Source organism: Streptomyces sp. NPDC033270, from assembly GCF_055576575.1.
Window position 1 is genome coordinate 62,400 of sequence record NZ_JBVIRA010000004.1, and the last position, 13,927, is coordinate 76,326.

Sequence of the window (13,927 nt, forward strand, 5' to 3'; positions counted from 1 at the left end):
CCCCGCGCCCTGAGCCCCTCCGGGCGGCTCGGACCGCTCAGATCGCGCAGCCCTGGCTGTCGACCTGCTGCTGGGCCGTACGCCCCCTGAGGATGTCCTGACGGATCTCATCGGCGGTCAGCGCGTAGCCGGTGTGCGAGTCGTCCAGCGACTTCGCGAAGACGACGCCGTAGACCTCGCCCCTGGGGGTGAGCAGCGGACCGCCGGAGTTGCCCTGCCGGACCGTGGCGTAGAGGGAGTAGACGTCGCGGCCGACCGTGCCCCGGTGGTAGATGTCCGGGCCGTTGGCCTGGATACGGGCGCGGATGCGGGCGGAGCGGACGTCGTACCCGCCGTTCTCCGGGAAGCCGGCGACGATGGCGCTCTTGCCGCTGTCGGCGTCCTCGCCGGCGAACCGCAGCGCCGGAGCGTCCAGCGAGGGCACGTCCAGGACCGCGATGTCACGCCGCCAGTCGTAGAGCACGACCCTGGCGTTGTACTGACGGCCCTCACCGCCCACCTGGACGGTCGGCTCGCTCACTCCTCCGACGACATGGGCGTTGGTCATCACCCGGTGCCGGCCGAAGACGAAGCCGCTGCCTTCGAGGACCTTGCCGCAACCGGGGGCCGTGCCGACGACCTTGACGATGCTGCGCTTGGCCTGCGCCGCGACGGGACTCGAGGCCAGCTGCGGGTCGGGCGCCGGCACGTTGTTGATCGGTTCGTTGGAGAACGGCGTGAAGACCTGCGGGAAGCCGTTCTGGGCGAGCACCGAGGAGAAGTCCGCGAACCAGGTGTTGGCCTGCGTCGGCAGCACCCGGGAGACCCCGAGCAGCACCTTGGAGTTGCGGACCTCCTTGCCGAGCGTCGGCAGGGACGTACCGGCCAGCGCGGAGCCGATCAGCCAGGCGACCAGCAGCATCGCCAGCACGTTGACCAGCGCGCCGCCGGTCGCGTCGAGCGCTCTCGCCGGTGACCAGGTGATGTGGCGGCGCAGTTTGTTGCCCAGATGGGTGGTGAGCGCCTGACCCACGGATGCGCACACGATCACGATGGCGACCGCCGCGATGGCCGCGAAGGTGCCGGGTGTGGCATCACCGGTGATCTCGTTCCAGATCACCGGCAGCACATAGACCGCGATCAGGCCGCCTCCGAGGAAGCCGATCACGGACAGGATGCCGACGACGAAGCCTTGTCGGTACCCGACGATCGCGAACCACACGGCCGCGACCAGCAGCAGGATGTCCAGGACGTTCACGCCGGACACCGTCTCACGAGCGCCAGTCGAGCGGGACCTGCTTGTCACGGTCCCACGGAATCTCCCACCCGGCGTAGTGCAGAATCCGGTCGATCACTCCGGCCGTAAAGCCCCAGACCAGGGCGTTTTCGACGAGGAACGCAGGTCCGACGTGGCCGCTGGGATGGCGCGTTGTCACACGATGGGCGGGATCCGTGAGATCCGCCACGGGAACCGTGAACACCCGGGCGGTCTCCGCCTGGTCGACCGCGCCGACCGGACTCGGCCGGCGCCACCACCCCAGGACCGGGGTCACCACGAAGCCGCTGACGGGGATGTAGAGCCGCGGCAGCACGCCGAAGACCTGTACACCGGACGGATCGAGGCCGGTCTCCTCCTGGGCCTCACGAAGCGCCGCCCGCACCGGTCCGGGGCCGTCGGGGTCGCCGTCCTCAGGGTCCAGGGCGCCACCGGGGAAGGACGGCTGGCCGGCATGGGAGCGCAGCGTGCCGGCGCGCTCCATCAGAAGCAGCTCCGGGCCGCGCGGGCCGTGGCCGAAGAGGATCAGCACCGCGGACTGCCGGCCGCCGCTCTCCGGCGGCAGGAAGCGGCTGAGCTGGCGCGGCTCGATCGTGCCGGCCGCACGCACCACCGGGTCCAGCCACTCGGGCAGGCCGTCGGCCGTCACCGCGACCTCCTGGCCGGCCGCCGCACCGGCCGCTCCCCCGAACCCCGCTTCCTCGCCGTACTGCTGCTCCCGTGCACTCCTCATACGCGCCCCCTCAGGCCTGGCTTCGATGGTGGATCCCTACTCGGGCCTCGCCGGTGATCGCGCGCGGCCCCGGCCCCACGGACGGCGCGGCCACCGTCATGAGGCGGCCACCGGGGCCGCCATCGGGGGCGCGGGCTGCCCCGGATAGTCGGCCGGTGGCTTGAGCCGCTGTCCCGGCTGGCCGCCCAGCTCGTACTTGAGCAGCTTCCTGGCCTTCTCCGGGTCCGTCTCGCCCTCGCCGTACGCGGGGCACAGCGGGGCGATGGCGCAGGCTCCGCAGGCCGGCTTGCGGGAGTGGCAGACCCGGCGGCCGTGGAAGACGACGCGGTGCGAGAGCATCGTCCACTCGCTCTTGGGGAAGATCTCGGCGACATCCGCCTCGACCTTGTCCGCGTCCTGGTGGGTCGTCCAGCCGAAGCGGCGCGCCAAGCGGCCGAAGTGGGTGTCGACGGTGATGCCCGGTACGCCGAAGGCGTTGCCCAGCACCACATTGGCGGTCTTGCGGCCGACACCGGGGAGCGTGACCAGATCCTCGAGGCGGCCGGGCACCTCGCCGCCGAAGCGGTCGCGCAGCGCCGCGGACAGGCCAAGCAGCGACCTCGTCTTGGCCCGGAAGAAGCCGGTCGGCCGGATCAACTCCTCCAGCTCCTGCGGATCCATCGCCGCCATGTCCTCGGGCGTGGGGCAGACCGCGAAGAGGCGCGGGGTGGTCTGGTTGACCCTCAGGTCGGTGGTCTGCGCCGACAGCACCGTCGCGACCAGCAGCTCGAAGGGGTTGGTGAAGTCCAGCTCGGGGTGGGCGTACGGATACAGCTCGGCCAGCTCGCGGTTGATCCGGCGGGCCCGCCGCACCATGGCGGCCCGCGACTCCGGCTTGCGCGCGGCGGCCTTCTTGGCGGGGGCCTTCTTGGCGGGGGCCTTCTTGGCGGGGGCCTTCGCCGTGGTGGTCTTGGCGGCGGTCTTCTTGGCTGCGGCGGTCGTCTTCGTCACGGCCGTCTTGGTGGCCGCCGTCTTGGTCGCCGCCTTCTTGGTGGCTGCCTTCTTGGTGGCTGCCTTCTTGGTGGCTGCCTTCTTGGCCACGGCCTTCGTCGCGGCCGCCTTCTTCGTCACGGCCTTCTTCGCCGCGGCCTTCTTCGTCACGGCCTTCTTCGCCGCGGCCTTCTTCGCCGCCGTCGGCTTCTCGGGGGTTTCGTTCACGGCCGCCTTCTTCCCTGCCGAGGTCGTGCCTACCGGGGTCTTCGTCGCGGAGATCTGGTCGGTTGTGTCCTGCTCGGCGGCGTCCCGCGCCGACGGTCGCGACGCGCCAGGATCCTGGACGGTCGGCTTCCGCTCGACCGTCACCCCGGAGGGCGATTTGTTACTTTTATCCGAATGGAACGCTTCGCCGGACGCCTGTTCGCCCACAGCGGAATCGCGCCCTGCGCTCACTCGTCCAGCCCCCCAGTCCTCTGCTCTCACCGGCGTATTGGACACTCGGCCAGACTAAAGCCAGCCACTGACATCCGGCTTGATCACCGTGATTCGTGACCCCAATCGGCCCCCTGCCTTATGGCTGGGAGCACCGGTCCGGCAAACTTGTGATTGATCGCACTGTTTTGCATTCCGGCATGATGGGGACCACAGTCCCCCGGAGCATGTCGACAAGGAGAGATCTCGTGGACGACGTTCTGCGGCGCGCACCGCTCTTCGCGGCGCTCGATGACGAGCAGGCGGCCGAGCTGCGCGCCTCTATGGGAGAGGTCACGCTCGCCCGCGGCGACGCCCTGTTCCACGAAGGGGACCCCGGCGACCGCCTCTACGTGGTCACCGAGGGCAAGGTGAAGCTGCACCGCACCTCCCCCGACGGCCGGGAGAACATGCTCGCCGTCCTCGGCCCCGGCGAGCTGATCGGTGAGCTCTCGCTCTTCGACCCCGGCCCGCGTACGGCCACCGCCTCCGCCCTCACGGAGGTCAAGCTGCTCGGCCTGGGCCACGGCGACCTCCAGCCCTGGCTCAACGCCCGCCCCGAGGTGGCCACGGCCCTGCTGCGGGCGGTCGCCCGCCGGCTGCGCAAGACCAACGACCAGATGTCCGACCTGGTCTTCTCGGACGTTCCGGGCCGTGTGGCACGCGCCCTGCTCGACCTGTCGCGCCGCTTCGGCGTGCAGTCCGAGGAAGGCATCCACGTCGTCCACGACCTCACGCAGGAAGAGCTGGCCCAGTTGGTCGGCGCCTCCCGCGAGACGGTCAACAAGGCGCTCGCCGACTTCGCGGGCCGCGGCTGGCTGCGCCTGGAGGCGCGCGCGGTGATCCTGCTGGACGTCGAGCGGCTGGCCAAGCGCTCGCGCTGAGCGCCGCGGACCGCTGGTATCGAAGGGCCCCGCTCAGGCGGGGCCCTTCGCCATTGCCTCGCGCCCCCGCCCGCCTCCTCGCCATAGTTACGCCATGGCCAACGGCACAGGACTGGATCGGAACGGCTGCTTCGTACGGGAAGGGTCCCTGGACCGCGTGTCCGCGCGGTTCGCGCCCGTGGTGGCACAGCTCAGCGCCCGCCTCACCGACCACTTCGGCCCCGACCGCCTCCACAGCAGCTACCTCTTCGGCAGCATCCCGCGGGGCGCCGCCGTACCGGGCGTCTCCGACCTCGATGCGCTGGTCGCCCTACGGGACGAGCCGACCGACGACGACCGCGCCGCCGCCCGCGCCATCGAGGAGGAGCTGGATGCCGCACACCAGCAGATCGACGGCGCCGGCCTCCTGCTGTTCGGTGTGGACCGGCTGCTGAGCGAGCTGGAGCGCCACGACCTCGCGTGGTTCGTGGCGTGTCTGTGCACGCCCCTCAGCGGCCCGGACCTCGCCGCCCGGCTGCCCCGCTACCGCCCCACCTCGCTCCTCGCCCGCGAGACCAACGGCGATCTCTTCCGCAGCCTGCCCGGTCTGCGCGAGAAGGCCGCGGCGGCAACTACGGAGGCCGAGCGCACCCGGCTGACCCGGGGCGTGGCCCGCCGGCTCGTACGCACCGGGTTCACGCTGGTCATGCCGCGCTGGGGCGGCTGGACCAGCGATCTCGCCCAGTCCGCCGAGGTGTTCGGCCGCTACTACCCGGCGCACGCCGAGCAGATGCGCGCCGCGGCTCGCGCCGCCCGGACGCCCGCCGCGTACCCGGAACTGCTGGACGAGCTGCTGGCCGGCCTCGCGCCCTGGCTGGCCGAGGAGTACCTCGCCGTCCACGGGGCGAAGGCTCCCCGCCCGTAGAGCGGCTGACGGAGCCTCGCGGCGGGCGCCGGGGCCGGCTCCCGGCGCCACGGCCGGGAGCTCAGCTCTCGATCAGCCCGTGCTCGCCCAGGTAGTCCAGCTGCGCCCGTACCGACAGCTCGGCGGCCGGCCACAGGGACCGGTCGACGTCGGCGTAGACGTTGGCGACGACCTCGGCGGGGGTGCGGTGCCCGGCCTCGACCGCGGTCTCCACCTGGGCGAGCCGGTGGGCGCGGTGCGCCAGATAGAACTCCACCGCCCCCTGGGCGTCGTTCAGGACCGGCCCGTGGCCCGGCAGGACCGTCGAGACGCCGTCGTCCACCGTGAGGGAGCGCAGCCGGCGCAGCGAGTCCAGATAGTCGCCCAGGCGCCCGTCCGGGTGCGCGACCACGGTGGTGCCGCGCCCCAGGATCGTGTCGCCGGTGAGCACCGCGCGGTCGGCAGGGAGGTGGAAGGAGAGCGAGTCGGCGGTGTGCCCCGGTGTGGGCACCACGCGCAGTTCGAGCCCACCGGTGGTGATGACGTCGCCGGCCGCCAGCCCCTCGCCGCCGAGGCGCAGCGCCGGGTCCAGCGCCCGTACGGCCGAACGGGTCAGCTCGGCGAACCGGGCGGCCCCTTCGGCGTGGTCCGGGTGACCGTGGGTCAGCAGGGTCAGCGCGATGCGCTTGCCGGCCCGCTCGGCGGTGTCGACGACGGCCTGGAGGTGACCCTCGTCGAGCGGTCCGGGGTCGATGACGACGGCGAGGTCGGAGTCGGGCTCGGCGACGATCCAGGTGTTGGTGCCGTCCAGCGTCATCGCCGACGCATTCGGGGCCAGTACGCAGTGGGCGCGCGCGGTGGCCGCCCCGGGGATCACTCCGCCACGGGGCTGCCCCGGGAGGGCGGCTGCTTCGGTCATGTCGGGTTCCCTCCCGTGGGGCCGGGGGCTCCTGAGGATCCGTCGGAACCGCCGGCTCCGGCGGCGCCGTCGGCGTCCGTCGGCGCGATGTGCTTGGTGAATTCGTCGTGCCCCGGCCAGCTCAGCTCGATCTCGCCGCCCACCAGGCGCGCGCGGGCCAGGACCGGCGTCAGGTCCTGGGCCTCCGCGGCGGCCAGCACGTCCGCGGCGGTGGCGTAGGGCTGGAGAGCGCGCAGCGTCGCGATCGTCGGCGGCATCATCAGCAGCTCGCCCCGGTCGTAGCCGGCCGCCGCCTCCTCGGGCCGGACCCACAGTGCGAGATCCGCCTCTGTGGACGCGCTGGGGGTCCCCCCTGGAGCGACGGCGGACCCGGTCGCACCGGGCTGGGACGCGGGGATGTCGGAAGGTCCTTGGGTGAGGGTGCGCTGGCCCTCGGGCAGCGCGGCGACGAAGAACCAGGTGTCGTAGCGCCGCGGCTCGAACTCCGGGGTGATCCAGCGCGCCCACGCGCCCAGCAGGTCGGAGCGCAGGACCAGGCCGCGGCGCCCCAGGAAGTCGGCGAAGGACAGCTCATGGGCGATCAGGGCCGCGCGGTCCGCCTCCCAGTCCTCGCCCGTGGTGTCCTCCACGACCGTGTCGGCCGAGGCACCGGCGAGCAGCACGCCCACCTCCTCGAAGGTCTCGCGCACCGCCGCGCAGACGATGGCCTGCGCGGTGGCCGGGTCGACGCCCATACGGACCGCCCACTGGGCGCGCGAGGGGCCGGCCCAGGCCACCGGGCGCTCGTCACGGGGGTCGACGGAGCCGCCCGGATAGGCGTACGCGCCTCCGGCGAAGGCCATGGAGGCGCGTCTGCGCAGCATGTGGACGGTGGGGCCGCCGGATCCCGGGTCCCGCAGCAGCAGGACGGTCGCGGCCCGCCGGGGCTCGGCAGGGGTCAGCTCGCCGCTCGTGAGCGCCCGGATGCGGTCCGGCCACTCCGGCGGGTACCACTGGCCATTGGTCGTGGACGACATGGCCGGATGCTATGCGCTCGCGCGCGGATGTTCGAGGGCCACTTTCGCGCCGGGCGTGCTCCGCCGGGACGGGCGCTGCCCCCACCACCAGGAGCGGGGGAAACGCCGACCACGAAACCGCGAGGCCGCCGGCCGCGCGCACGCGAGGTCGCGGGGCCCGCCCCGCGACCTCGACCACTCCGCGGTCCCGGCTACTGCGCGACCTCGACCTGGATCTCGACCTCGACCGGCGCGTCGAGCGGCAGCACCGCCACGCCCACCGCGGACCGGGCGTGGACGCCCTTGTCGCCGAGGATCTCGCCCAGCAGTTCGCTGGCGCCGTTGAGGACGCCCGGCTGGCCGGTGAAGTCCGGCGCGGAGGCCACGAAGCCGACGACCTTGACGACCCGCTGGATCTTGTCGAGGTCGCCGATGACGGACTTCACGGCGGCCAGCGCGTTGAGCGCGCAGGTCGCGGCGAGCTCCTTGGCCTGCTCCGCGCTCACCTCGGCGCCGACCTTGCCGGTGGCCGGCAGCGCGCCATCCACCATCGGCAGCTGGCCGGAGGTGAAGACGTACGAGCCGGAGCGCACCGCGGGCTGGTACGTGGCCAGCGGCGGCACGACCTGCGGCAGCTTCAGGCCGAGCGCTGCGATCTTGTCCTCGCCCGCACTCACGCCTGCTTCTCCCGCTTCAGGTAGGCCACCAACTGCTCAGGGTTGTTCGGGCCCGGCACGACCTGGACCAGCTCCCAGCCGTCCTCGCCCCAGGTGTCCAGAATCTGCTTCGTCGCGTGCACGAGCAGCGGCACGGTCGCGTATTCCCACTTGGTCATGGGCCGAGCGTAATGCCTGTCCAGGGCCGCGGTGGACGCCGTCCGCCACGGCCCGCCCGCGCCCGCCCGACACGGCCGCCGAGCCGGCGCCCGCCCGACCCCTACGGCACATCCCTGAACTGTCCCGGAGGGATCGTGGCCAAGATCTCCGGGACCTCCCAGGCGTATCCCGTGCGTACTCGCGACGCGGACTGGTTAGGCTCCTTGGCGTGAGCAGGCTCCATGTCGTCAGCGGCAAGGGCGGCACCGGCAAGACCACGGTCGCCGCTGCCCTCGCCCTCGCCCTGGCCACCGAGGGGCGCCGTACCCTCCTGGTCGAGGTCGAGGGTCGGCAGGGCATTGCCCAGCTGTTCGAGACCGAGGCGCTTCCGTACGAGGAGCGCAAGATCGCGGTAGGTCCGGCATCCGAGGGCGCCCCGCGGTGGGGGTCCCCCCGGGCGGAGTCGGGGGGAGACGCCGTCAGGGGCGGTGGCGGACGACGGGCCGGCGAGGTCCATGCCCTGGCCATCGACGCCGAACGCGCCCTGCTGGACTACCTCCAGATGTTCTACAAGCTCGGCGGCGCGGGCCGGGCGCTGAAGAAGCTCGGCGCGATCGACTTCGCCACGACCATCGCCCCCGGCCTGCGGGACGTCCTGCTGACCGGCAAGGCGTGCGAAGCGGTGCGCCGCAAGGACAAGAACGGCAAGTTCGTCTACGACGCGGTCGTGATGGACGCCCCGCCGACCGGCCGCATCACCCGGTTCCTGAACGTCAACGACGAGGTCGCCGGCCTTGCGAAGATCGGCCCGATCCACAATCAGGCGCAGGCCGTGATGCGGGTCCTCAAGTCGCCCGAGACCGCGGTGCATCTGGTCACGCTCCTGGAGGAGATGCCGGTCCAGGAGACCGCGGACGGTGTCGCGGAGCTGCGCGCCGCGGGCATCCCCGTCGGCGGCATCGTCATCAACATGACCCGCCCGGCCCTGCTGGACAACGGCGACCTCGACCTCATCGCCGCCCGCGGGGCCCGTACGGGCGTCGCCAAGGCGCTCTCCCAGGCGGGCCTGGGCGGTGCCCGCCGCGGCGGCCTGGCGGACCGGCTGATCGACCCCCTGCTGGAACAGGCGCGGGAACACGCCGAGCGGGTCGAGCTGGAGCGCGCCGAGCACGCCGAACTGACCGCGATCGGCCTGCCCACCTACGAGTTGGAGCTGCTCCCCGAGGGAGTGGACCTCGCCGGGCTCTACCAACTGGCGAGAGACCTGCGGAAACAGGGGCCCATATGACCTCGGACGACACGACGCTGGACGCCTCGGCCCCGGGCCTGGAGGTCGATGCCCTGATCGACGACCCGCACACCCGGATCGTGGTGTGCTGCGGTTCGGGCGGCGTCGGCAAGACCACCACCGCCGCGGCGCTGGGCGTACGCGCCGCCGAGCGCGGCCGCAAGGTCGTCGTGCTGACCATCGACCCGGCGAGGCGGCTGGCGCAGTCGATGGGCATCTCCGAGCTCGACAACGTCCCGCGCCGGGTCAAGGGCGTCGACGAGACCGCGGGCGGCGAACTGCACGCGATGATGCTCGACATGAAGCGCACCTTCGACGAGATCGTCGAAGGCCATGCCGACGCCGAGCGGGCCCGCGCCATCCTGGAGAACCCCTTCTACCAGTCCCTGTCGGCCGGTTTCGCGGGCACGCAGGAGTACATGGCCATGGAGAAGCTCGGCCAGCTCCGCGCGAGCGACGAGTGGGACCTGATCGTCGTCGACACGCCACCGAGCCGGTCCGCTCTGGACTTCCTGGACGCGCCCAAGCGCCTCGGCTCCTTCCTGGACGGCAAGTTCATCCGGGTGCTGATGGCGCCGGCGAAGGTCGGCGGCCGGGCCGGCATGAAGTTCCTCAATGTCGGCATGTCGATGATGACCGGCACGCTCAGCAAGCTCATGGGCGGTCAACTGCTGCGCGATGTCCAGACGTTCGTGGCCGCCATGGACACCATGTTCGGCGGCTTCCGCACCCGCGCGGACGCCACGTACCGCCTCCTGCAGGCGCCCGGTACGGCGTTCCTCGTGGTGGCCGCGCCGGAGCGGGACGCGCTGCGCGAGGCGGCGTACTTCGTCGAGCGGCTGGCCGCCGAGCAGATGCCGCTGGCCGGCCTGGTGCTGAACCGGGTACACGGCAGCGGCGCCGCCCAACTGAGCGCCGAGCGCGCGCTTGCCGCCGCGGAGGCCCTGACGGACGCGGCCGCGGAGGACGACACCGAAGCGGACCGCGCCGAAAATAATCTTGAAGCAACCGGCATTGTGGATCTCGACGGCGGGAAGGCTGGATCACGTACCGCCGGCGGCCTCTCCCCCGCTGCCGCGGCGGAGCATGTGGCACCCACTTCGGCCTCGGCGGCGCAACTGGCCGCCGGGCTGTTGCGACTGCACGCGGAACGCATGCAGGTTCTCGCGCGCGAACGGCGCACGCGGGACCGCTTCACCGCGCTGCATCCCGAGGTCCCGGTGACGGAGGTCGCCGCGCTGCCCGGCGACGTCCACGACCTCGCGGGCCTGCGCGCGATCGGCGACCGCCTGGCACTCAACGGCGCGCAGAACAGCACGGATACGGGCTCCGACATCTGAGCCGTACCAGCCATGCGGCCCTACCGGGCGGCATTCACCCCGCCCGTACGCACGCACACAGCACCACCCACACGCGCATCACATACGAGCGCACACCACTGTCGTGCACACCACTGCCCTGCGCATCACGTGTGGGCGCACCAAGGCGCTCGACGCGCACACCGGCGGTGCCCAACCTCCGGGCGCACCAAGATCACTTGACGGTGCGCGCCCGCGACACCGAGCGTGCCACCGACCGAGTCCGCGCTCATCCGGCCACCCGGCCGGCCGCTATCCGACCGCGGCGTACTCGTCGAAGGTCTCGTCCTCGCAGTCCATCGGCAGAATGCCCGTGCTGCGCTCGTATTCCGTACGTGCTGTCTCCAGCAGGCGACGCCATGACGTCACGGTCGGGCGGCGGCGCAGCAGCGCCCTCCGCTCGCGCTCGGTCATCCCGCCCCACACGCCGAACTCCACCCGGTTGTCCAGGGCATCGGCCAGGCATTCCGTGCGTACCGGACATCCGGTGCACACCGCCTTGGCGCGGTTCTGTGCCGCCCCTTGAACGAACAATTCATCCGGATCGGTAGTGCGGCAAGCTGCCTGCGTACTCCAGTCGGTTACCCAGCCCATGCTGGCGCCGTCCTCTCCCGAATCGAGGCTCCCCCACGGCGGCAATCGGCATATTCACCGTTGCCAGTTGAGGACGTTACGGAAGGCAGACAGGGTGCAACACCCCCTTCGGGCCCAATCTTGAATGGCCCGAACGGACTATGCGTACGCGGCAGATCACCCAACGGAGTGACCGAACGGCATACGTAACTTTGCTCACAAGGCGGGACAGTCCGTCGTCCTGACGCGGGATTTCCGGCGACTCATGGGGACACGTGGGGTGCGGTCCGCGGGAGAGTAGGGGTTGACGAACCGAGGCGTAACCATTCCGCTGCGGCAGCTGAGGACAGGCTAAACGAACAGGTGCGCCCCTGTCCGGCGATTCAGAACGTAGGCTGCCCCCATGCCTAAGAAGCGCGATGGCGGAGGTCTGTCCAAGACGCAGCAAGCCGCCAAGTTCCTCGGTGTCAGCGTCCTGGCCGGAGCGGTGCTCGCCGGTCTCGCGCTTCCGGCGGCCGGAGCACTGGGCCTTACGGCCAAGGGATCCGTCGAGGGCTTCGACGACATCCCGGCGAACCTCAAGACGCCGCCGCTCAGCCAGCGGACCACCATTCTGGACGCCAAGGGCGGCGAGATCGCCAAGGTCTACTCCCGTGACCGCACGGTCGTGGGCCTCAAGGACATGTCGCCGTACATCCGGCAGGCGATCGTCGCGATCGAGGACGCGCGCTTCTACCACCACGGCGCCGTCGACATGAAGGGCATCCTGCGCGCGGTCAACAAGAACGCCCAGTCGGGCGGTGTCTCCCAGGGAGCCTCGACGCTGACCCAGCAGTACGTGAAGAACGTCTTCATCGAGGAGGCCGGGAACAACGCGGACAAGGTCGCGCAGGCCACCCAGCAGACGATCGGCCGCAAGATCAAGGAACTCAAGTACGCGATCCAGGTCGAGAAGGAACTCGGCAAGCGCAAGATCCTGCAGAACTACCTCAACATCACTTTCTTCGGGCAGCAGGCGTACGGCGTCGAGGCGGCCGCCCAGCGGTACTTCAGCAAGCACGCCAAGGACCTGAGCCTGGCGGAGTCGGCGCTGCTGGCCGGCATCGTCCAGTCGCCGAGCCGCTACGACCCGGTCACCGCCCCGCAGGAGGCGACCCGGCGGCGCAACACCGTTCTGCAGCGGATGGCCGACCTCAAGAACATCACCCAGGCGCAGGCCGACGCGGCCGCCAAGAAGCCGATCAAGCTCGCGGTCAGCCGCCCGAAGAACGGCTGCATCACCGCGACGGACGGCGCCGGCTTCTTCTGCGACTACATCCGCAAGGTCTTCCTCACCGACAAGGCCTTCGGCAAGACCCGCAAGGACCGGCTGAAGCGCTGGGACAAGGGCGGAATGACCATCCGCACCACCCTCGATCCGCAGACCCAGAAGGCGATCCAGGCGTCGATAGGCGACCACGTCTACGAGGACGACCCGGTCGCCACCGCCGCCACCATCGTCGAACCGGGCACCGGCAAGATCCTCGGCATGGGCCAGTCGCGCCCCTACGGCTTCCGTGAGAACCAGACCGTGCTCAACCTCTCGGTGGACCGCGCCATGGGCGGCGGCGCCGGCTACCAGCCCGGCTCGACCTTCAAGCCGGTGATCGCGGCGGCCGCGCTGGAGCAGGGGACCAGCCCCGAGCAGGAGTACTCCTCGCCCTACCGGATGCCGTATCCGAGCCCGGTGCAGACCTGCGAGGGCCAGTGGCAGGGCAGCCCCGCCGACACCACCCAGAACGAGAACAAGCGCGAGGTCGGCCCGTACGGCATGAAGGAGGCGACCGCGAAGTCGGTCAACACCTACTTCGTGCAGCTGATCAGCGATATGGGCATCTGCCCGGCGGTCAAGATGGCCCAGAAGATGGGCATCGAGCGGGCGGACGGCAAGCCCCTGCAGCAGGTGCCGTCGATGACGCTCGGCGTCCAGGAGATGTCGCCGCTGACGATGGCCTCCGGCTACGCCGCCTTCGCCAACGGCGGGGAGTACTGCTCCCCGGTCGCCATCGAGTCGATCACCGACGCGCGGGGCCGGGCGCTGGAGGTCCCGCGGACCAGCTGCCGCAGCGCGATGTCCAAGCGGACCGCGGACACGATCAACACCCTCCTCAAGGGCGTCGTCGAGGACGGCACCGGCAAGGAGGCCGGCCTCAAGGGCCGCGACAGCGCCGGCAAGACCGGCACCAGCGACAGCCGGTACGCCGCATGGTTCGTCGGCTACACCCCGAACGCGGCGGGCGCCGTCTGGGTCGGCGACCCGCAGCACAAGCGCAAGATGTACGGCATCACCATCGGCGGTGTCCCGCACGAGAAGGTCTACGGCGCCGACACCCCCGGCCCCATCTGGCGCGACGCGATGACCGGCGCCCTGGCCGGCCGGCCCGCGCCGGCCCTGCCCACCGTCCCGATCGGCAACCCCGACAAGGACAAGGACCCGGGCGACGACAAGGGCCGCGGCAAGCACAAGCCCCGCCCGGGCCACGGCGGCGACGACAAGCCGGGCGGCGGCTGGGACCTTCCCGACTGGCCCGACATCCTGGGCGGCGGCAACGGCGGCTGGTAGAGGGCCGGTTGGCGGCGGACGAGTCGGCCGGGGACTGGTGACCGGCCGGCGCGTCGGCGGGGGCCGGTCGGCGGCGGCAGCCCCCGCGGGGACTCGCCCGTAGCGCCGGGTGCCCGACCGTAGAGCCGGACGGCGAGCGCGATGAGGGGGCGCCCCCACAACGGGGGCGCCCCCTC

General features: G+C 71.5%; 13 protein-coding genes. 5 read left to right on the plus strand and 8 right to left on the minus strand.

Features of this window, described 5'->3' with window-relative positions; all coding sequences use genetic code 11:
• Positions 1-37 precede the first annotated feature (37 nt).
• The 3 genes from ACZ5XZ_RS08375 to nth all read right to left on the minus strand — a co-directional run bounded on the left by ACZ5XZ_RS08375 (position 38) and on the right by nth (position 3,185).
• Positions 38-1,237, minus strand: coding sequence for a MarP family serine protease (locus ACZ5XZ_RS08375; RefSeq protein ID WP_468975412.1), 1,200 nt, complete (start codon positions 1,235-1,237; stop codon positions 38-40).
• Positions 1,238-1,250: 13 nt separating this feature from the next.
• Positions 1,251-1,988 (minus strand): NUDIX hydrolase, encoded by a 738-nt coding sequence (locus ACZ5XZ_RS08380; protein ID WP_468975414.1) that lies wholly within the window; start codon positions 1,986-1,988, stop codon positions 1,251-1,253.
• A 96-nt stretch (positions 1,989-2,084) separates the two neighbouring features.
• Positions 2,085-3,185 (minus strand): endonuclease III, encoded by a 1,101-nt coding sequence (nth, locus tag ACZ5XZ_RS08385; protein WP_468975416.1) that lies wholly within the window; start codon positions 3,183-3,185, stop codon positions 2,085-2,087.
• A gap of 458 nt (positions 3,186-3,643) precedes the next feature.
• Between nth and ACZ5XZ_RS08390 the strand changes: the two genes are divergently transcribed.
• Both ACZ5XZ_RS08390 and ACZ5XZ_RS08395 read left to right on the plus strand, forming a co-directional pair.
• The gene (locus tag ACZ5XZ_RS08390; RefSeq protein WP_006604164.1) at positions 3,644-4,318 is read left to right on the plus strand and encodes a Crp/Fnr family transcriptional regulator; all 675 of its coding nucleotides are present in this window, start codon (positions 3,644-3,646) and stop codon (positions 4,316-4,318) included.
• A gap of 94 nt (positions 4,319-4,412) precedes the next feature.
• Complete coding sequence (locus ACZ5XZ_RS08395; protein ID WP_468975418.1) at positions 4,413-5,222, plus strand: nucleotidyltransferase domain-containing protein; 810 nt, start codon at positions 4,413-4,415, stop codon at positions 5,220-5,222.
• A 61-nt stretch (positions 5,223-5,283) separates the two neighbouring features.
• Here the strand turns inward: ACZ5XZ_RS08395 and ACZ5XZ_RS08400 are convergent, their stop codons facing one another.
• The 4 genes from ACZ5XZ_RS08400 to ACZ5XZ_RS08415 form a co-directional block, all read right to left on the minus strand.
• Positions 5,284-6,120, minus strand: coding sequence for an MBL fold metallo-hydrolase (locus ACZ5XZ_RS08400; RefSeq protein ID WP_468975419.1), 837 nt, complete (start codon positions 6,118-6,120; stop codon positions 5,284-5,286).
• The gene (locus ACZ5XZ_RS08405) at positions 6,117-7,136 is read right to left on the minus strand and encodes an NUDIX hydrolase (protein ID WP_468975421.1); all 1,020 of its coding nucleotides are present in this window, start codon (positions 7,134-7,136) and stop codon (positions 6,117-6,119) included. The genes ACZ5XZ_RS08400 and ACZ5XZ_RS08405 overlap by 4 nt, the downstream gene beginning before the upstream one ends.
• A gap of 191 nt (positions 7,137-7,327) precedes the next feature.
• A complete protein-coding gene (locus tag ACZ5XZ_RS08410; protein ID WP_468975423.1) occupies positions 7,328-7,792 on the minus strand; it encodes a RidA family protein in 465 nt (154 codons plus the stop codon).
• Positions 7,789-7,950, minus strand: a complete 162-nt coding sequence (locus tag ACZ5XZ_RS08415; RefSeq protein ID WP_003975360.1) for a DUF4177 domain-containing protein — start codon at positions 7,948-7,950, stop codon at positions 7,789-7,791. The genes ACZ5XZ_RS08410 and ACZ5XZ_RS08415 overlap by 4 nt, the downstream gene beginning before the upstream one ends.
• Positions 7,951-8,159: 209 nt before the next feature.
• On the opposite strand from ACZ5XZ_RS08415, the gene bagA reads away from it, so the two are divergent.
• On the plus strand, positions 8,160-9,218 hold the full coding sequence (gene bagA, locus ACZ5XZ_RS08420) for an ATPase BagA (protein ID WP_468975425.1): 1,059 nt from the start codon (positions 8,160-8,162) through the stop codon (positions 9,216-9,218).
• Entirely contained in the window at positions 9,215-10,558 is a 1,344-nt protein-coding gene (gene bagB / locus ACZ5XZ_RS08425; RefSeq protein ID WP_468975427.1) for an ATPase BagB, read from the plus strand. The genes bagA and bagB overlap by 4 nt, the downstream gene beginning before the upstream one ends.
• A 270-nt stretch (positions 10,559-10,828) precedes the next feature.
• Here bagB and ACZ5XZ_RS08430 read toward each other — a convergent pair whose 3' ends face one another.
• Positions 10,829-11,170, minus strand: a complete 342-nt coding sequence (locus ACZ5XZ_RS08430; protein WP_468975429.1) for a WhiB family transcriptional regulator — start codon at positions 11,168-11,170, stop codon at positions 10,829-10,831.
• A gap of 382 nt (positions 11,171-11,552) precedes the next feature.
• Here ACZ5XZ_RS08430 and ACZ5XZ_RS08435 point away from each other — a divergent pair, with 382 nt between their 5' ends.
• Entirely contained in the window at positions 11,553-13,751 is a 2,199-nt protein-coding gene (locus tag ACZ5XZ_RS08435) for a transglycosylase domain-containing protein (RefSeq protein WP_468975431.1), read from the plus strand.
• Positions 13,752-13,927 lie beyond the last annotated feature (176 nt).